Consider the following 18,009-nt stretch of genomic DNA (forward strand, 5'->3'; position numbering starts at 1 on the left):
TGGGGCAATGCGGGCGGGGCACTAGACTGACGGGAACGGCGCGCGCCCGCCCCGCAGGCGTATCACACGGCGTCGACCATCACATGAACCCCGCACATCGTCCGGCGAACGGACGGAGAGGATCCTCGTGCTGCGCACCCACTCCCTCGGCGAGCTCAACGCCTCGCTCATCGGCCAGACCGTCACCGTCACCGGCTGGGTGGCGCGGCGGCGCGACCACGGCGGCGTGGCCTTCGTGGACCTGCGCGACGCCTCGGGCTTCGCCCAGGTCGTGGTGCGGGACGAGGCGGACTTCGACCCGCTGCGCAACGAGTGGGTCCTGCAGGTCACCGGCACGGTCGAGCGCCGCCCCGAGGGCAATGAGAACCCGAACCTGCCCTCCGGTGAGATCGAGCTGATCGCGGAGACCGTGACGGTGCTCAACACCGCCGCCGCCCTGCCGTTCCAGGTGGACGAGCACGTGGAGGTCGGCGAGGAGGCCCGGCTGCGCCACCGCTACCTGGACCTGCGCCGCCCGCAGCCCTCGCGCATCATGCGCCTGCGCTCCGAGGTCAACCGGACGGCACGCGAGCTGCTGCACGGCGAGGGCTTCGTGGAGGTCGAGACCCCGACCCTCACGCGCTCGACGCCGGAGGGCGCCCGCGACTTCCTCGTCCCGGCCCGCCTGGCTCCCGGCTCCTGGTACGCCCTGCCGCAGTCGCCGCAGCTGTTCAAGCAGCTGCTGCAGGTGGGCGGGATCGAGAAGTACTACCAGATCGCCCGCTGCTACCGCGACGAGGACTTCCGCGCCGACCGTCAGCCCGAGTTCACCCAGCTGGACATCGAGGCCTCCTTCGTGGAGCAGGACGACGTGATCGCCCTCGGCGAGAAGATCGTCAAGGCCCTGTGGGCCCTCGTGGGCGTGGACGTGCCGACACCGATCCGCCGCATGACCTACGCCGAGGCGATGGAGAAGTACGGCTCGGACAAGCCGGACCTGCGCTTCGGCCTCGAGCTGACGGACCTGACCGAGTACTTCAAGGACACCCCGTTCCGCGTGTTCCAGAACGAGTACGTGGGCGCCGTCGTGATGCCGGGCGGCGCCTCCCAGGCCCGCCGCACCCTCGACGCGTGGCAGGAGTGGGCCAAGCAGCGCGGCGCCAAGGGCCTGGCCTACGTGCTCATCCAGGAGGACGGCGAGCTGACCGGCCCGGTGTCCAAGAACATCTCCGAGGAGGAGAAGGCCGGCCTGGCCGCCGCCGTGGGTGCGAACCCGGGCGACTGCGTGTTCTTCGCCGCCGGCAAGCCGAAGGAGTCCCGCGCGCTGCTGGGTGCGGCCCGCGTGGAGATCGGCCGTCGCTGCGGGCTGTTCACCGACGCCGGTGACGGCGTGGCCGCGAAGGACGCCGACTGGGCGTTCGTGTGGGTCGTGGACGCGCCGATGTTCGAGCCGGCGGCCGACGCCGTGGCCTCGGGCGACGTCGCCGTGGGCGCGGGCGCCTGGACCGCCGTGCACCACGCGTTCACCTCGCCCAAGCCGGAGTTCGCGGACACCTTCGACACCGACCCGGGCTCAGCCCTGGCCTACGCGTACGACATCGTGTGCAACGGCAACGAGATCGGCGGCGGCTCCATCCGCATCCACCGTCAGGACGTGCAGGAGCGTGTGTTCGAGGTCATGGGCCTGTCCTCGGAGGAGGCGAACGAGAAGTTCGGCTTCCTGCTCGAGGGCTTCAAGTACGGCGCCCCGCCGCACGGCGGCATCGCGTTCGGCTGGGACCGCGTGGTCGCCCTGCTGGCCGGCACCGACTCGATCCGCGAGGTCATCGCGTTCCCGAAGACCGGCGGCGGCTTCGACCCGCTGACGGCCGCCCCGGCGCCCATCACCGCCCAGCAGCGCAAGGAAGCCGGCGTCGACGCGCAGCCGGAGCCGACGAAGGCCGAGGCCGAGCCGGAGGCCTGATCCGGGCCCGCGGCGGGCCCGCCGTCGGAGCGGGCACGGGGGATCATCTGCGCAGACGACCCTTCCGGGCCTCACCCAAGGCGCCGGAAGGGTCGTTTCCGCAACAGATCGGTGGCAGAGGTCGTGCTGCGGCCCGGCCTCAGCCGTGCCGCGGGCCGGCCAGCTCGTCCGAGTCCACGATCAGCGTGAACGGCCCGGAGTTGGTGAGGGAGACGTCCATCATCGCGCCGAACACCCCGCGCTCCACGCGCACGCCCGAGGACTCCAGCTCGGCCATGAACCGCTCGTACAGCGGCTGCGCCTGCTCGCCCTTGGCGGAGCGGGTCCACGACGGGCGACGTCCCTTGCGGACGTCCCCGTAGAGGGTGAACTGGCTGACCACGAGCGCCGGGGCGCCGGCGTCGGTGAGGGACCGCTCGCCGTCGAGCATGCGGAGCCCGGCCACCTTGCGGGCCACCTGCTCTGCTACAGCCGCCGTGTCCGTGACCGACACTCCGAGCAGGATCACCAGTCCTTCACCCGCGAAGGAGCCGACGACCTCTCCGTCGACGGTCACGGACGCGGACTGGGCTCTCTGGCAGACGGCACGCATGCAGCCATCCTCACATGACCGCCCTCGTCCAGGGCGGGGCCTCTGACACGGACCGGGGAGGCGAGCGGTCGGAATGAGGACCGTGCCGGCGCTCATTCCGACCCCTCGGCTGCCCGGTCGGCCCGGGACCTCAGCTCAGCGTTCTCGCCGCCCGACGCCTCACTTCCACTTCGTGGGCTCCACCTCGTACACGGTGGTCGAACCGGAGACCTCGTTGGCCACGATCAGCAGGGCCGAGCCGGAGGGGGACTCGTGGGCCGGCACGAAGGCCAGGCCCTCGGCGCCCATGTCACCCAGGCCGACTGTGGCGTCGTCGCCCGCGGCATCCCCGTCACGGTCGTTGACGTAGTCCACGTAGGTGGCGTTCCGCGGGTCACTGATGTCAAAGACCATGACACCCCCCACGCGCTCCAGGCCCACGAACGCGTAGGTGCGGCCCTGGATCGTGCCCACCACCACGGACTCGGGCTCGGGGCCCTTGTCGTCCGAACGGGAGTCCCCGGACGGGGTCGCGTCGTTGTCCGCGTTGAACGCCCACTGCGGCAGCGCACCGGCGCCGACCATCCGGGCGATCTGCTCCTCGATCATGCCGGCGGAGTCGAACAGGCGGGTGCCGTCCGCGGTGTAGATGGAGAAGGATCGGCCGCCCAGCGTGGTCAGGGAGGAGTGGCAGCCGCGCACGGAGGCGTCGCCGAGGTCGGTGAGCACCTTCAGACGGCCCAGGGCGCCCTTCTTCTGCAGGGCCTGGGCGTCCGGGAACTCGGCGGCGCACAGGTCCAGGTCGCTGACGCGTTCGGAGTCGCTGTAGTCGCCCCACTCCCGCCCGTCACCCTCGTTGGCGGTGACGATCAGGTCCTGGCCGTGCCAGCGGTAGGTGTCGATGCCGTCGGGCATGGGCAGGCCGTAGACCGGCCAGTGGTGCAGCTCGATGCCGCCGTCCTTGTCCGAGACGTCCAGCACGCCCTCGGTGGACCAGTCGGTGGGCGTGAGCGCCCAGAGGTCCGTCAGGGTCGCGGACTTCAGGTCCACGACGGCGACGGCGTTGGCCTCCTGCACGGACACGTAGGCGGTGCGTCCAGTCGGGTCGATGCTGACGTACTCCGGCTCGAGGTTGCGAGCCACCCGGCCGGCCGGTTCGTGACCGGCGGGCACGGCCACATCGGGGCCGGAGACGCGCACGCCGGCGGGCAGGGCGGTGCCGGCGTCGTAGGCGCGGAAGTCCACGGTGCGCACCGCGTCCTGGGTCAGGCGGGAGAACTGCTGGGCGTTCTTCGGCACGGAGACCACGGAGATCGTGCCCTCCGGGTCCACCGAGAAGTCATCGGCCGGCTCGCCCTCGTTGGCGACCACCACGTGGGCACCGTTCGGGGAGAAGGCCAACGAGTCCGGCAGGGCGCCCACCCGCACGCCGCCGAGGTAGCGCAGGGTGGTGGTGTCGAAGAACACGACCCAGCCGTGGTCGGTCTTCTCGGCGGCCTCGACGGCGACGGCCATCACCCCGCCGGAGACGGCCACGGAGTTCACCGTGACGCCCTCGTCCGTGACGGATCCGTCCGCGGTGCGCAAGCCCTCGGTGGAGAGGGTCCGCTGGGCCACGGGGGCGGCGTCGGCGCCCAGGCGCATGATGTCGACGGCGCCGCGCTGCGCGTTCACCACGAACAGGCGGCCGGAGACCGCGTCGAAGGCCGGGATCTCGGCGGCGGACTCGCCGAACACGCCGGTCTCATGGGTGCCGGCGCGGGTGAGCTCGACGCCCTTGCCGGACGAGGCGTCGGCGACGGCGGCGCGCTGGGCCGCGGCCGAGTGCGGGGCGGGCGCGCTGAGGGAGGCCGGGGCCAGGAAGGCCGTGGACAGGGCCGCGGCCGTGACGGCCGTGGCGAGGCGTGCGAAGCGACGCATGGATGCTCCAGTCAGGGCAGGGAGGCGGAGGACGGGGTCACCCCATCGCACCGATGTGAACGGACCGTGACGTCCCGGCCAGCGCGCGGTGTCCCGCGGGTGTCGACGTCGCCGGACGCCCCGCGTGCTGTCCGCCGCGGTCAGGCCCCGGCCGGCAGCCCCGCGAGCACCCGCACCGTCGTGAGGTTCCGGGCCGTGCCGCGCACCCCGAGCGCCCGGTCGAGGCGGGCCGGGGTGAGCGGGGAGTCGGCGACCCCCGTGGCGCAGCGCGTCCACAGCAGCCGTCCCTCCAGCGCCGTGCGATCCGGCCCCGCGGGTCGGTCGTCCCCGTGGTCGAGCGCTGCCAGGGCGGCGGCCGCCTCGGGTGCGGGGTCGTCCTCGAGCACGGTGAGCTGGGTGCGCTTCGGCTCGCCGCCGGCCCAGGGGAGCGCGTCGTGCAGCTCCAGGGCGCGGCGGAGCGTGCCCACGTCCACGAGGACCACGGGGACGTCGAGGCCGCCCTCCTCACGCGCCCGTCGCGCGAACCCCTGCCGCACGCCCTCCGCGGCCGCGTCGGAGGACGCCCGGAACAGGACGTTGCCGCTGGCCAAGTGGGTGGTGACCGCCTCCCCGCCGGCGGCCTGGGCCCAGCGGATCAGCGTGTCCCTGCCGACACGGTTGCTCCGGCCCACGTTGATCCCGCGAAGCAGCAGGACGTGGGTGTGGTCGGTGCGCGGGGCGGCGGGGCTCATGCGGCCAGGATGCCACCCACGCCCCCGCGGGCCGAGGACTACCCTGGACCCGATGGACGACCTCTTCAGCGCCGCGCACACCGGGGCCGACGACGACGGCCCGGCCGGCACCGTGGCCGCCCCGCACCCCGGCGCACCGCTGGCCGTGCGCATGCGCCCGCGCACGCTGGATGACGTGCTGGGCCAGCGGCACCTGATGCGGCCGGGCTCCCCGCTGCGCAAGCTCGCCGAGCCCGATCCGGACTCCGCCGCGGGACCGAGCTCGGTTATCCTGTACGGGCCGCCGGGCATCGGGAAGACGACGCTCGCCCACGTGATCGCCCGCGCCCCCGGGCGCACGTTCACGGAACTGTCCGCCATCACGGCCGGCGTGAAGGACGTGCGGCAGGTGATGGAGCAGGCCCAGCGCGAACGCGACCTCTACGGCCGCACCACCGTCCTGTTCCTCGACGAGATCCACCGCTTCTCCAAGGCGCAGCAGGACGCGCTGCTGCCGGGCGTCGAGAACCGCTGGGTCGTGCTCGTGGCGGCGACCACGGAGAACCCGTCCTTCTCGGTGATCGCACCCCTGCTCTCCCGGTCGCTGCTGCTCACGCTGCGTCCGCTCACGGACGACGACATCGTCGGGCTGCTGGACCGTGCCGTGACCCAGGAGCGCGGGCTCAACGGGGCCGTGGTGCTCGAGGACGACGCGCGGGACTACCTGGTGCGGATGGCCGGCGGTGACGCGCGGCGGGCGCTCACGGTGCTGGAGGCCGCGGCCGGCGTCGCCCTGGACAAGGCGCGCGAGGCCGGCCGGGCGGGGAAGGGCGCCGTCGCGGTCACGGAGGAGGACGCCGCGCAGGCGATGGACCACCACGTCCAGCGCTACGACAAGGACGGCGACCAGCACTACGACGTGATCAGCGCCTTCATCAAGTCCATCCGCGGCTCGGACGTGGACGCGTCGATGCACTACCTCGCCCGGATGCTGGAGGCGGGGGAGGACCCCCGGTTCATCGCCCGGCGGCTGATCATCTCCGCGTCCGAGGACGTGGGCATGGCCGACCCGACCGCGCTGCAGACGGCCGTGGCCGCCGCCCAGGCCGTGCAGCTGATCGGCATGCCGGAGGGACGCATCATCCTGGCGCAGGCCGTGACGCATCTGGCCACCGCGCCGAAGTCCAATGCGAGCTACACCGCCGTGAACGAGGCGATCGCGGACGTGCGGGCCGGCCACACGGGCGCGGTGCCCGCGCACCTGCGGGACGCGCACTACCCCGGCGCGGCGGCCCTCGGCCACGGCCAGGGCTACGTCTACAGCCATGACGAGCCGCACGCCGTGGCGCGCCAGCAGTACGCCCCGGACCCGCTGGTGGGGAAGGACTACTACCGGCCCAAGGCCATCGGCCACGAGAAGCGGCTCGCCGAGCAGGTGGCCGCGCTGCGCCGGATCATCCGCGGTGAATGACGGCGGGCGCCCTCCCGCCCGCCAGAGTGTGGGCGCCGACCCGGCTCTGGTAGAGTGGTCCGCTGTCTGGCAGGCGCTGCGCCCCGGACGCATCCCCCTCGAACGGTTCACGGGACACCCGCGTGCCCGGGCGAGGGACGCGCAGCGCATCAGTGGATGACGGGCGGCGGCACGCCCCTCAGCTCTCCTCAGGATCGCGGGGAGGCCAGGTTCGAGTCCCCTTGACCCGTGCGCCCCGGCGCCCGGACGAGACCTCGAGACAAACCCGAACCGTGCCGCACGTCAAGGAAAGGCAGGTCCACCATGAGTGGCAACCTTCGCACCCGCCGCACCGTGCGGCACTCCCGCGCCCTGGGCATCGCGCTGACCCCCAAGGCCGAGAAGTACATGGAGCGTCGTCCGTACGGCCCCGGCCAGCACGGCCGCGCCCGCCGCAAGCAGGACTCGGACTACGCGGTGCGCCTCAAGGAGAAGCAGCGTCTGCGCGCCCAGTACAACATCCGCGAGGCCCAGATGCGCCGCTACTTCGAGGAGGCCAAGCGCACCGCCGGCCTGACCGGTGAGAACCTGGTCGAGCTCCTCGAGCAGCGCCTCGACGCCCTCGTGCTGCGCGCCGGCTTCGCCCGCACCATCCAGCAGGCCCGCCAGCTCGTCGTGCACCGCCACATCCTGGTGGACGGCAAGCGCGTGGACATCCCCTCGTTCCGCGTGAAGGAGGGCCAGATGATCCACGTGCACGAGCGCTCGGAGAAGATGGTCCCCTTCCAGCTGGCCGCCGCCGGCGCCCACCAGCAGGTCCTGCCCGCCACCCCGGGCTACCTGACCGTGGAGATCGACAAGCTGCGCGCCACCCTCACCCGTCGCCCGAAGCGCTCCGAGGTCCCCGTGACCTGCGAGGAGCAGCTCGTGGTCGAGTACTACGCGCGCTGATCCGCCCCGTCCGGGTCCCTCCCGGACGACGGCGCCCCGCGCGTCCCGCAGGCCCGGTCACCTCTCGGAGGTGACCGGGCCTGCGGCGTCCCCCGGGCCCGCCGCCGGGGATCGGCGCCGGGGATCGGCGCCGCGCCCGGTAAGGTGGGGCCGGAATCCCTGCCGTCCGAAGGAGGCCCCCGCCATGCTCCGCTCGCTGCTGCTCGTCGGCGCCGGCGCCGCATCCGGCTGGTTCGCACACCGCGCCCTCGGAGACCGTGCCCACCCGGCCACCGACGGGACCGACGCGCCGACGTCGGATCCCGGCTCCGCTGGGGGGCGCGCGGGGTTCTCCGCCCGCCTGGACCCGGAGCGTCTGGCCCGCCAGGCCGGTGAGGCCGCCGCCGACGCCGCCACGGCCGCCCTGCAGGACGGTGCGCGGCGCCTGGCCGACCGCGTGCGCGCCCAGGCCCCCTGGGCCGCCCCCTACCTGCCCCACACGGGGCCGATCATCGCCGGGGAGACCGTGGAGCCGCCGTCGCACGGCGCCGCCCGCCCCCAGACCACCACCACGCAGAAGGACACCCCCGCATGAAGTCCCAGGAGATCGCCCGCCGCTGGACCGCCTTCTTCGAGTCCAGGGGGCACCGCGTGGTGCCGTCGGCGTCGCTTATCTCGCCGGATCCGTCGCTGCTGTTCACGGTGGCCGGCATGGTCCCGTTCATCCCGTACTTCCTGGGGGAGCAGACCCCGCCGAGCCCGCGCGTCGTCTCGGTGCAGAAGTGCATCCGCACCGCGGACATCGAGGAGGTCGGCAAGACCGTCCGCCACGGCACCTTCTTCCAGATGTGCGGCAACTTCTCCTTCGGCGACTACTTCAAGGAGACGGCCATCCCGATGGCCTGGGAGCTGCTGACGTCCTCGGTCGAGGACGGTGGCTTCGGCCTGGACCCCGAGCGCCTCTGGGTCACCGTGTACCGCGAGGACGACGAGGCCGAGCGCATCTGGCGCGAGGACGTGGGCGTCCGTCCCGAGCGCATCCAGCGCATGGGCAAGGACGACAACTACTGGAACACCGGCCAGCCCGGCCCGGGCGGCCCCTGCTCGGAGATCTTCTACGACCGCGGCCCCGCGTACGGCGTCGACGGCGGCCCGGCCGCGGACGACACCCGCTACATCGAGATCTGGAACCTCGTGTTCATGCAGTACCGCCTCTCCGCGGTGCGCTCGAAGGACGACTTCGACGTCGCCGGCGAGCTCGAGCACAAGAACATCGACACCGGTCTCGGCCTCGAGCGGCTCGCCATGATCCTCCAGGGTGTGGAGAACATGTACGAGACGGACCAGGTCCGCCCGGTGCTCGACCGCGCGGCGCAGCTGGCCGGCCGGGCCTACACCTCCACCGAGGACCCGGCCGACCCGCACTACGACGACGACGTCCGCCTGCGCATGGTGGCCGACCACGTGCGCTCGGCCCTGATGCTGATCAGCGACGGCGTGCGCCCCGGCAACGAGGGCCGCGGCTACGTGCTGCGCCGCCTCATCCGCCGCGTCGTCCGCGCCCTGCGCCTGATGGGCGTCACCGAGCCGGTGTTCCCCGAACTGCTGCCGGTCTCCCGGGACGCGATGAAGGGCACCTACCCGGTCGTGGCGGACGAGTTCGAGCGCATCTCCCGGATCGCCTACGCCGAGGAGAAGGCGTTCCTGCGGACCATCGCCGCGGGCACGGCCCGCCTCGACGCCGCGGTCGGCCAGGCTCGCTCGGCGGGCGGCGGCATCGCGGGCCCGGACGCGTTCGAGCTGCACGACACCTACGGCTTCCCGATCGAGCTGACGCTGGAGATCGCGGAGGAGGCCGGCGTCGCCGTGGACGAGGCCGGGTTCCGTGCCCTCATGGCCGAGCAGCGCGACCGCGCCCGCGCGGACGCCAAGGCCAAGAAGTCCGGCCACACGGACACGGCCGTGTACCAGCGCCTGCGCGCCGAGGGCCAGACCCATTTCACCGGCTACACCGAGCACACCACCGAGTCCGTGGTGCGCGGCCTGCTGCAGAACGGCGAGGAGGTCCCGTCCGCGGGCGCCGGCACGGAGCTCGAGCTCGTCCTGGACGCCACGCCGTTCTACGCGGAGTCCGGCGGCCAGGCCGCGGACACCGGCCTGATCACCGGCGACGGCTTCCGCCTCGAGGTGCTCGACGTGCAGGCCCCCGTGAAGGGGCTGTCCGTGCACAGGGTCAAGGTCCTCGACGGTGAGGTCGCCGCCGGCGCGCAGGCCCTCGGCGCGATCGACCTGCAGCGCCGCCTCGACGGCGAGAAGGCCCACTCCGGCACCCACCTGGTGCACGCCGCGCTGCACCAGATCCTCGGCCCCGAGGCCACCCAGTCCGGCTCCTTCAACAAGGAGGGCTACCTGCGCTTCGACTTCCGCTGGGCCGAGTCGCTGTCGGCCGGGGCCCGCTCCGAGGTCGAGGACGTGGTGAACATCGCCATCCGCGACGACCACACCGTGCTCACCCAGGAGATGAGCCTCGAGGAGGCGCGCGCACTCGGCGCGATGAGCCTGTTCGGCGAGAAGTACGGCGACCGGGTGCGCGTCGTGGAGATCGACGGCGCCTGGTCCCGCGAGCTGTGCGGCGGCACCCACGTGGGCCGCACCGCGCAGATCGGCTCGCTGACCCTGCTCGGCGAGCAGTCCGTGGGCTCGGGCAACCGCCGCGTCGAGGCGCTCGTCGGCCTGGACTCGTTCCGCCACCTCGCCGCGGAGCGCACCCTCGTCTCCGAGCTCTCGGAGATGTTCAAGGCCCCGGCCGAGGAGCTCAAGGACCGCATCGGCGCCACCCTGGACCGGCTCAAGGCGGCCGAGAAGCAGGTCGCGGAGCTGCGGGCCCAGGCGCTGCAGGCCCAGGCCGGCCAGCTCGCCGGGCAGGCCCAGGACGTCACGACCTCCGCCGGGACGGCGGTGCGGGTGCTGGCGCACCACGCCGGCGACGTGGCCGGGGACCAGCTGCGTTCCCTCGCGCTGGACCTGCGCGCCCGGATCGAGTCGGCCGGCGGCAACGCGGCGGGCACCCCCGTGCTCGTGGCCCTCACGGCCGAGGCCAAGGGCCGGCCCCTCGTGATCGTGGCGACCAACGAGGCCGCCCGCGCGGCCGGCCTCAAGGCGGGCGCCATGGTCAAGATCGCCACCGGCGTGCTCGGCGGCGGGGGCGGAGGCAAGGACGACGTCGCCCAGGGCGGCGGCCAGGACGTCACGCGCGTCGGGGATGCGCTCGACGCCGTCGTCGCCGCGGTGCGCGCGGCCTGAGGCGGACGTGAGCGCAGGTCAGGACGGGGCCGCCGTGGCGAGCGACGCCGTGCGCCGGGGGCGCACCCTCGGCGTCGACGTCGGCCGTGCCCGCGTGGGCGTCGCGTCGGCCGACCCCGACGGCCTGATCGCCACCCCCGTGGCCACCCTGCGGCGGGATGCGCGTCGACGTCGCGACGTGGACGAGCTCGTCGCCCACGCACGCGAGCTCGACGTCGTCGCCGTGTACGTCGGCCTGCCGGTGAATCTGCGGGGCGAGCACACGCCGTCCACGCAGGACGCCCTCGACTACGCGGACGCCGTCGCCGCCGCCCTGGTCGAGACGGGCCACCCCGTGCCGGTCCGGCTCGTCGACGAGCGGCTCAGCACGGTCTCCGCGCAGGCCGGACTGCGGGCCGCGGGCCGGTCCGTCAAGGACAGCCGCGGCGTGATCGACCAGGCGGCCGCCGTCGCGATCCTGCAGGCCGCCGTGGACGAGCAGCGCCGCACCGGACGCTGGGCCGGCCAGGACCGGGAGCAGATCCGGTGACCGGCGAGCACCAGCACGCTCGTGGTGAGGACCACTGGGACGATCTGCTCGGCGACGAGGCCGACGTCCACGACGACCTCGACGTGTTCGGCTTCGTCCACGACGAGGCGGACGAGGCCGATCTCGGCGCCCCGTCCCAGCCGGTCGACGCGGCCGGCCCACGCCGGCCTCGCAGGCTCCTGCGTCGCCGGGGCTCCGGGTCCCACCCGGCCCCGCGGGTCGACCGCGGCGCCGGTCGGCGGCGGACCGCGCTGGTGCTGGGCACCGTCCTCGTGGCGTTCGCCGTCGTGGTCGGGCTGATCGTGCGCGGCTTCCTGAGCGGCTCCGACCACACGGCCGTCGAGGGTGACGAGGTGACGTTCTCAGTGGAGCCGGGCGAGGACCTGGGCTCCGTGGCGGCCCGCCTGGACCGGGCCGGCATCGTCGGCTCCGCCCGTGCGTTCGAGCGCGCGGCCCGGGACACGCACAGCGGTCTCGTGCGTTCGGGGGACTTCGTGCTGCGCGAGCGGATGCCCGCGGCCGACGCCCTCGCGGTGCTCCAGGGCGCCACGGACGGCGCCGTCCACTACGTGCTCGTGGAGCGCGGCCGGCGACTCACCGAGGTGCTGGACGCGGTCGCCGAGGCCACGGGGCTGCCCCGCGAGGAGCTCGAGGCCGCCGCCCAGGACCCGACCCGCTACGGCGTCCCCGCGGAGGCGGGCACGCTCGAGGGCTGGCTCGACGCGGGGGAGTACCGCATCCCCGTCGACGCCACCGCCGAACAGGTGCTCGACGCCCTGATCCGGCCCACCCTCGCCGAGCTCGAGTCTCTCGACGTCCGCGACCCGGCCGAGCAGCGGCGCGTGCTCACGATCGCCTCCATCCTCGAGGCGGAGGCCCTGCCCCAGGACTACCGGCAGGTGGCCGGCGCCATCGAGAACCGCCTCGCCCCGGACAACACCGAGACGCACGGGCTCCTACAGATCGACGCGACCGTCACGTACGGCCTCGGCGTGCGCAGCCTCAGCTTCACCTCGGGCCAGCGCCAGGACGCCTCGAACCCCTACAACACGTACGTGCACCCGGGCCTGCCGCCGGGTCCGATCGGCATGCCCTCCGACGCGGCCGTCGAGGCCGCCCTCGACCCGGCCGAGACGGACGCCTACTACTGGGTGACCACGGACATCGGCACCGGCCACACCGAGTTCTCCCGCACCTATGAGGAGCACCAGCAGCACGTGCGCACCCTGCAGCGCTACTGCGCGTCCAATCCGGGGGTGTGCTGATGCGCCCCGTGCTGCACGCGGCGGTCCTGGGCCGGCCGATCGCCCACTCGCTCTCCCCGGTGCTGCACGCGGCCGCCTACCGGGTCCTGGGCCTCGACGTCGACTACGGCCGCCGGGACCTGGGCGAGGGCGAGGTGCTCGCCTTCGCGGCCGAGCACCTCGGCGCCCCGGGCGCGGCCGACGGCGGCGCGGCCGCGGCCCGCGGGCAGGACTGGCTCGGCTGCTCCGTCACCATGCCGCTGAAGCGGGCGGCCGTCGCCGCCGCCGGGCACGTCAGCGACCGCGTCCGGCTCCTGGGCACCGCGAACACCCTCGTGCGCGACCACCCCGCCGCCCCCGGGGTCGTCCACGCCGAGAACACGGACGTGGACGGCATCCTCGGCGCCCTCGCCGCGGCCGGCCTCGACCGTGCCGCCCGGGGCGGGACCGTCGGCGTCCTCGGGAACGGGGGGACCGCGACGGCGGCCGTCCTCGCCGCCGCCACGCTCGGCGCGGACTCGGTGTTCTTCGGCGTCCGCGCCGCCGCCCGCGCCGCCGAGGTGACGGCCCTGGCCGACGCGCTCGGGCTGCGCTGGGCGACCCTGACCCAGGCGGATCTGCTCCGGCGGGCGCCGGGGCTGCGTGCCGTCGTCGCCACCCTGCCGCCGCGCGCCGCGGACGCCCTGGCCGCACACGTGCCGGCCGAGGCCGCCCTGCCGCCCCTGCTGGACGCGGCCTACGACCCGTGGCCCTCCGTGCTGGCGGCGGCCTGGTCCCGGAAGGGCGGTCCGGTGGCGTCGGGGCTGTCCATGCTGCTGCATCAGGGCGTCGAGCAGGTCCGGCTGTTCACGGCCCGGCCCCGCGCCGCGGCCGGGATGCCCGAGCCGGACTGGGCGGCGGTGACGCGCGCCGCGGCGGACGCCCTGGGGCCGGCCGCCGGCTGAGCGCCGGACGGCGGATCCGGCGCGTCCCGTCCGGTCACACGTGGCGGCGCGGTGCCCCGTGCGTGAGAGACTGCACGCCATGGTGCGCTGGTTGACAGCGGGGGAGTCTCACGGCCCCGCGCTCACAGGAATCGTTGAGGGACTGCCGGCCGGGATCCCGGTCACGACGCAGGACGTGCAGGACGCGCTCGCGCGCCGCCGCCTGGGGTACGGCCGCGGCGCGCGCATGAAGTTCGAGCAGGACGCGGTGACGATCCTCGGCGGTGTCCGCCATGGCCGCACCCTCGGCTCGCCCGTGGCGATCCAGGTGGGCAACACGGAATGGCCCAAGTGGGAGAAGGTGATGGCCGCCGATCCCGTCCCCGCGGAGGAGCTCGACGGTCTGGCCCGCAACGCGGCGCTCACCCGCCCGCGGCCCGGCCACGCCGACCTGACCGGCATGCAGAAGTACGGCTTCGACGAGGCCCGCCCCCTCCTCGAGCGCGCCTCCGCCCGCGAGACCGCCGCACGCGTGGCCATGGGCACCGTCGCCCGCGCCTTCCTCGGTGAGCTCGGCGTGCGGATCGTCTCCCACACCGTGGCCTTCGGGGAGGCGGCCCTGCCGGCGGGCCACCCGTTCCCCGTCCCCGAGGACGAGGCCCGCCTCGACGCCGACCCGGTCCGCTGCATCGACCCGCAGACCTCGGCGGCGATGGTCGCCGAGGTCGACGACGCCCACCGCGCCGGGGAGACCCTCGGCGGCGTCGTGGAGGTGCTGGCGTACGGCGTGCCGATCGGCCTGGGCTCCCACGTGCACTGGGACCGCCGCCTCGACGCTCGGCTGGCCGGGGCGCTGATGGGCATCCAGGCGATCAAGGGCGTGCAGGTCGGCGACGGGTTCGCCACGGCCGCGCGACGCGGCTCCGCCGCCCACGACGGGATCGCCCGCGGCGCGGACGGTCGCCCCCGGCGCACGAGCGACCGGGCCGGCGGCATCGAGGCGGGCATGTCGACGGGCGAGCTGCTGCGCGTGAGCGCCGCGATGAAGCCGATCGCCACGGTGCCGCGCGCGCTGCCCACGGTCGACGTCGCCACGGGCGCGGAGGCCACGGCCCACCATCAGCGCTCCGACGTGGCGGCCGTGCCCGCCGCGGGCATCGTCGCCGAGGCCATGGTCGCCCTCGTCCTGGCCGACGCGATGCTCGAGAAGTTCGGCGGCGACTCCGTGGCCGAGACGCGCCGCAACCTCGAGGCGTTCCAGGCCGCGGTCCCCGCCCTGCCGGAGCCGGGCGCCGACGTCGTGACGGACGGCCCGATGGGCGACCCCCTGCCGTGACCGACACCCCCGGGACCGCGCCGGCCCCGGGACCGGACCCGAGCACGCGTCCCGTCCCCGGGCCCGTCACCGTGTGCCCGTGGGAGGGCATGACCGGCGCCCTCGAGGCGCGCCTGACGGCCGCGGTCACGGTGGCCGCCGCGGCCGACGAGGACCCGGATGCGCGCCCGGCCCGCCGGGTCGTCCTCGTCGGCCCGATGGGTGCCGGGAAGACGACGGTCGGCCGGGCCCTGGCCGCCGTGACCGGGCTGCCCTTCGTGGACTCCGACGAGCTGTTCACCCAGGTCCACGGCCCGATCCCCGAGTTCTTCGCCGAGCACGGCGAGGCCGCGTTCCGGGCGGAGGAGGCCCGCGTCATCGGCCACGTGCTCGGCCGTCCCGCCCCGTGCGTCCTCTCGTGCGGCGGCGGCGCCGTCCTGCATCCGGGCACCCGACGGGCGCTGGCCGAGTCGGATTCCGACGTCGTCTACCTCGCGGTCGGGGAGGCCGAGGCGCTGCGCCGCGTGGGCGGCGGCGCGGGCCGCCCCGTCCTGGCCGGCGACCCCGTGGGGACCTGGCGGCGCATCCTCGCCGAACGGGAGGGGCTGTACCGCGAGGTCGCCGACCTCGTGCTCGACACCACAGGCCTGACGGCCGCCGAGGCGGCCTGGCGTATCGTGGGGGACGCCCACCGCCCCCGAAGGAGTGAGTCACACCCATGACCGACAGTCAGCCGGACAGCACCGAGCAGGAGACCCCGGGGGCGGCGCCCGCGGCCGCTCCGGCCGCACCCGAGGACGTCACGGTCATCCCCGTGGCCGGCGGCCACGAGGCGGCCGTGCACGGCGGCTACGACGTGGTGGTGGGCCGGGGCCTGCTCGCGCGCCTGCCGGACATGCTCGGCCCGACCGTCCGACGCGTGCTGGTCATCCACCCGCGCGCCCTCCGGGCGACCGGCGACGTCGTCAAGAACGACCTCGAGGCCGTGGGCCTGACCGCCCTGACCGCCGAGATCCCGGACGCCGAGGAGGGCAAGCACCTGCAGGTGGCCGGGTTCTGCTGGCAGGTCCTCGGCCAGAACGACTTCACCCGGTCGGACGCGATCGTCTCCGTGGGCGGCGGCGCCGTGTCCGACCTGGCCGGCTTCGTGGCGGCCACGTGGCTGCGCGGCATCCGCGTCGTGCACATGCCCACCACCCTGCTGGGCATGGTGGACGCGGCGGTGGGCGGCAAGACCGGCATCAACACCGCCGAGGGCAAGAACCTGGTGGGGGCGTTCCACAATCCGGTCGGCGTGCTGGCCGACCTGGACACGCTGCTCACCCTGCCGGCCAACGAGCTGATCTCGGGCCTGGCCGAGGTCGTGAAGTGCGGCTTCATCGCCGACCCCGTGATCCTCGACCTCATCGAGGAGGACCCGGCCCAGGCCCAGAACCCGCACTCCGCGCGGCTGCGCGAGCTGATCGAGCGCTCGATCCGGGTGAAGGCGGACATCGTCTCCCGCGACCCCCGCGAGTCGGGCGCCCGCGAGGCGCTGAACTACGGCCACACGATGGGGCACGCGATCGAGCTCGCCGAGCGCTACCAGTGGCGCCACGGCGCCGCGGTGTCCGTGGGCCTGGTCTTCGCGGCCGAGCTGGCCCGGTCACTCGGCCGGCTCGACGACGCCACCGCGGACCGGCACTGGTCGGTGCTGACCGCCCTGGGCCTGCCCGTCTCCTACCGCGGGGACCGGTGGCAGACCCTGCTCGAGGGCATCCGCCGGGACAAGAAGAACCGCGGCGACCAGCTGCGCTTCGTCCTGCTGGACGGGCTCGCGCAGCCCACCACCGTGGACATCCCGGACGCGTCCCTGCTCTTCGCGGCGTACCAGGAGATCGCGGAGTGAGCCGCCGCTGACCCCGGCCCCGCGCGGGGCCTCCCGTAGACTGGCCCGCGCACATCCAAGACCCCACCCACTGCAGGCGGACCCGTGACGGTCCGCGAGACCGATCGGGAGCACACACGTGGCAACGAGCAACGACATCAAGAACGGCGCCGTCCTGAAGCTGGAGGGCCAGCTCTGGAACGTCACCGAGTTCCAGCACGTCAAGCCGGGCAAGGGCGGCGCGTTCGTCCGCACCAAGATGAAGAACATCACCACGGGCAAGGTCGTGGACAAGACCTTCAACGCCGGCGCCAAGGTCGAGTTCGCCACCGTGGACCGCTCCGACTACCAGTACCTCTACCAGGACGGCGCGGACTACGTGTTCATGGACGTCAAGGACTACGACCAGATCACCGTGCCCGGGGCCGTGGTCGGCGACGCCGCGAAGTACATGCTCGAGAACACCCAGGTGGTCATCGCCCTGCACGAGGGCACGCCCCTGTACCTGGAGATGCCGGCGTCCGTGGTCCTGGAGATCACCTACACCGAGCCGGGTCTGCAGGGGGACCGCTCGTCCGCCGGCACCAAGCCCGCCACCGTGGAGACCGGCGCCGAGATCCAGGTGCCGCTCTTCGTGGAGCAGGGCACCCGCGTCAAGGTCGACACCCGCACCGGCGACTACCTCGGCCGCGTCAATGACTGAGCGGGCCTCCGCCGGCTCCGCTGCCAAGCGGGGGACCACGGCGCGCAGCCGCTCCCGGCAGCGTGCGGTGGAGATCCTGTTCGAGGCCGAGCAGCGCGGCTCCACCGCGCTGGAGGGCATCCGCACCCGCCGCGAGAGCACCGATCTGCAGGTGAACGCCTACACCCAGCGGCTCGTGGAGGGCGTCATCGCGGACCAGGAGCGGCTCGACGAGGCCCTGAGCTCCTACTCCCGCGGCTGGTCCCTGGACCGCATGCCCGCCGTCGACCGGGCGATCCTGCGCGTGGGGGCCTGGGAGCTGCTGTTCCAGGACGATGTGCCGGACGCCGTCGCCATCTCGGAGGCCGTCGCCCTCGCCGCCCAGCTGTCCACGGACGACTCGCCCGAGTTCGTCAACGGTCTGCTCGGCCGCCTGCAGCAGGTCAAGCCGACACTGCTCGCCTGAGCCCCCGAGGGCTCCGTCACGAGGCCCGTCCCGCACCGCGTCATCCGCGCCGCGGGGCGGGCCTCGCTGGTAGAGTCGACGACGTCCCGCGCGGGGCCACAGCGGCGCCCGGGGACGAACCACGCATCCTTTAAGAGCCGTCCTGTGAGGCGGGGAA

16 protein-coding genes are annotated in these 18,009 nt (G+C 74.0%); 13 read left to right on the forward strand and 3 right to left on the reverse strand.

All coding sequences use genetic code 11. The annotated features are described in order from the left end of the window. Positions 1-127 precede the first annotated feature (127 nt). Positions 128-1,942 (forward strand): aspartate--tRNA ligase, encoded by a 1,815-nt coding sequence (gene aspS / locus AC0VX4_RS04755; protein ID WP_144823954.1) that lies wholly within the window; start codon positions 128-130, stop codon positions 1,940-1,942. A 139-nt stretch (positions 1,943-2,081) separates the two neighbouring features. On the opposite strand, the gene dtd is transcribed toward aspS, so the two are convergent. The 3 genes from dtd to AC0VX4_RS04770 all read right to left on the reverse strand — a co-directional run bounded on the left by dtd (position 2,082) and on the right by AC0VX4_RS04770 (position 5,164). Further along, the gene (gene dtd, locus AC0VX4_RS04760; protein ID WP_002857049.1) at positions 2,082-2,534 is read right to left on the reverse strand and encodes a D-aminoacyl-tRNA deacylase; all 453 of its coding nucleotides are present in this window, start codon (positions 2,532-2,534) and stop codon (positions 2,082-2,084) included. A gap of 159 nt (positions 2,535-2,693) precedes the next feature. Continuing rightward, positions 2,694-4,433 (reverse strand): choice-of-anchor I family protein, encoded by a 1,740-nt coding sequence (locus tag AC0VX4_RS04765; protein ID WP_144823955.1) that lies wholly within the window; start codon positions 4,431-4,433, stop codon positions 2,694-2,696. A gap of 140 nt (positions 4,434-4,573) precedes the next feature. Then, complete coding sequence (locus AC0VX4_RS04770; RefSeq protein WP_144823956.1) at positions 4,574-5,164, reverse strand: DUF1697 domain-containing protein; 591 nt, start codon at positions 5,162-5,164, stop codon at positions 4,574-4,576. 52 nt (positions 5,165-5,216) lie between these two features. Here AC0VX4_RS04770 and AC0VX4_RS04775 point away from each other — a divergent pair, with 52 nt between their 5' ends. The 12 genes from AC0VX4_RS04775 (at position 5,217) to nusB (ending at position 17,852) form a co-directional block, all read left to right on the forward strand. Beyond that, on the forward strand, positions 5,217-6,614 hold the full coding sequence (locus tag AC0VX4_RS04775; protein WP_475464649.1) for a replication-associated recombination protein A: 1,398 nt from the start codon (positions 5,217-5,219) through the stop codon (positions 6,612-6,614). A 303-nt stretch (positions 6,615-6,917) separates the two neighbouring features. Further along, positions 6,918-7,544 carry a 30S ribosomal protein S4 gene (gene rpsD / locus AC0VX4_RS04780; RefSeq protein WP_002857042.1) on the forward strand — a complete coding sequence of 209 codons (627 nt, stop codon included), beginning with the start codon at positions 6,918-6,920 and terminating at the stop codon, positions 7,542-7,544. 184 nt (positions 7,545-7,728) lie between these two features. Further along, the gene (locus AC0VX4_RS04785; protein WP_002857041.1) at positions 7,729-8,118 is read left to right on the forward strand and encodes a hypothetical protein; all 390 of its coding nucleotides are present in this window, start codon (positions 7,729-7,731) and stop codon (positions 8,116-8,118) included. Continuing rightward, a complete protein-coding gene (gene alaS, locus AC0VX4_RS04790; RefSeq protein ID WP_475464650.1) occupies positions 8,115-10,826 on the forward strand; it encodes an alanine--tRNA ligase in 2,712 nt (903 codons plus the stop codon). The genes AC0VX4_RS04785 and alaS overlap by 4 nt, the downstream gene beginning before the upstream one ends. Further along, positions 10,786-11,355, forward strand: a complete 570-nt coding sequence (gene ruvX, locus AC0VX4_RS04795; RefSeq protein ID WP_144823960.1) for a Holliday junction resolvase RuvX — start codon at positions 10,786-10,788, stop codon at positions 11,353-11,355. The genes alaS and ruvX overlap by 41 nt, the downstream gene beginning before the upstream one ends. After that, positions 11,352-12,620, forward strand: a complete 1,269-nt coding sequence (gene mltG / locus AC0VX4_RS04800; RefSeq protein WP_002857038.1) for an endolytic transglycosylase MltG — start codon at positions 11,352-11,354, stop codon at positions 12,618-12,620. Before ruvX ends, mltG begins: the two co-directional genes overlap by 4 nt. Further along, positions 12,620-13,543: a shikimate dehydrogenase family protein gene (locus AC0VX4_RS04805; RefSeq protein ID WP_144824168.1), complete on the forward strand. Its 924-nt coding sequence runs from the start codon at positions 12,620-12,622 to the stop codon at positions 13,541-13,543. The genes mltG and AC0VX4_RS04805 overlap by 1 nt, the downstream gene beginning before the upstream one ends. Before the next feature lie 79 nt (positions 13,544-13,622). Continuing rightward, positions 13,623-14,858 carry a chorismate synthase gene (gene aroC / locus AC0VX4_RS04810; RefSeq protein ID WP_475464651.1) on the forward strand — a complete coding sequence of 412 codons (1,236 nt, stop codon included), beginning with the start codon at positions 13,623-13,625 and terminating at the stop codon, positions 14,856-14,858. After that, entirely contained in the window at positions 14,855-15,559 is a 705-nt protein-coding gene (locus AC0VX4_RS04815) for a shikimate kinase (RefSeq protein ID WP_144823961.1), read from the forward strand. The genes aroC and AC0VX4_RS04815 overlap by 4 nt, the downstream gene beginning before the upstream one ends. Next, complete coding sequence (aroB, locus tag AC0VX4_RS04820) at positions 15,556-16,725, forward strand: 3-dehydroquinate synthase (protein ID WP_002857032.1); 1,170 nt, start codon at positions 15,556-15,558, stop codon at positions 16,723-16,725. The genes AC0VX4_RS04815 and aroB overlap by 4 nt, the downstream gene beginning before the upstream one ends. 118 nt (positions 16,726-16,843) lie before the next feature. Continuing rightward, positions 16,844-17,407, forward strand: coding sequence for an elongation factor P (gene efp, locus AC0VX4_RS04825; protein WP_002857030.1), 564 nt, complete (start codon positions 16,844-16,846; stop codon positions 17,405-17,407). After that, the gene (gene nusB, locus AC0VX4_RS04830; RefSeq protein WP_049159157.1) at positions 17,400-17,852 is read left to right on the forward strand and encodes a transcription antitermination factor NusB; all 453 of its coding nucleotides are present in this window, start codon (positions 17,400-17,402) and stop codon (positions 17,850-17,852) included. The genes efp and nusB overlap by 8 nt, the downstream gene beginning before the upstream one ends. The last annotated feature ends 157 nt before the right edge of the window (positions 17,853-18,009 follow it).

The sequence above is a fragment of the Micrococcus sp. 63XJN7_8_ISO-PGPR-S23-253 genome, from assembly GCF_056173425.1.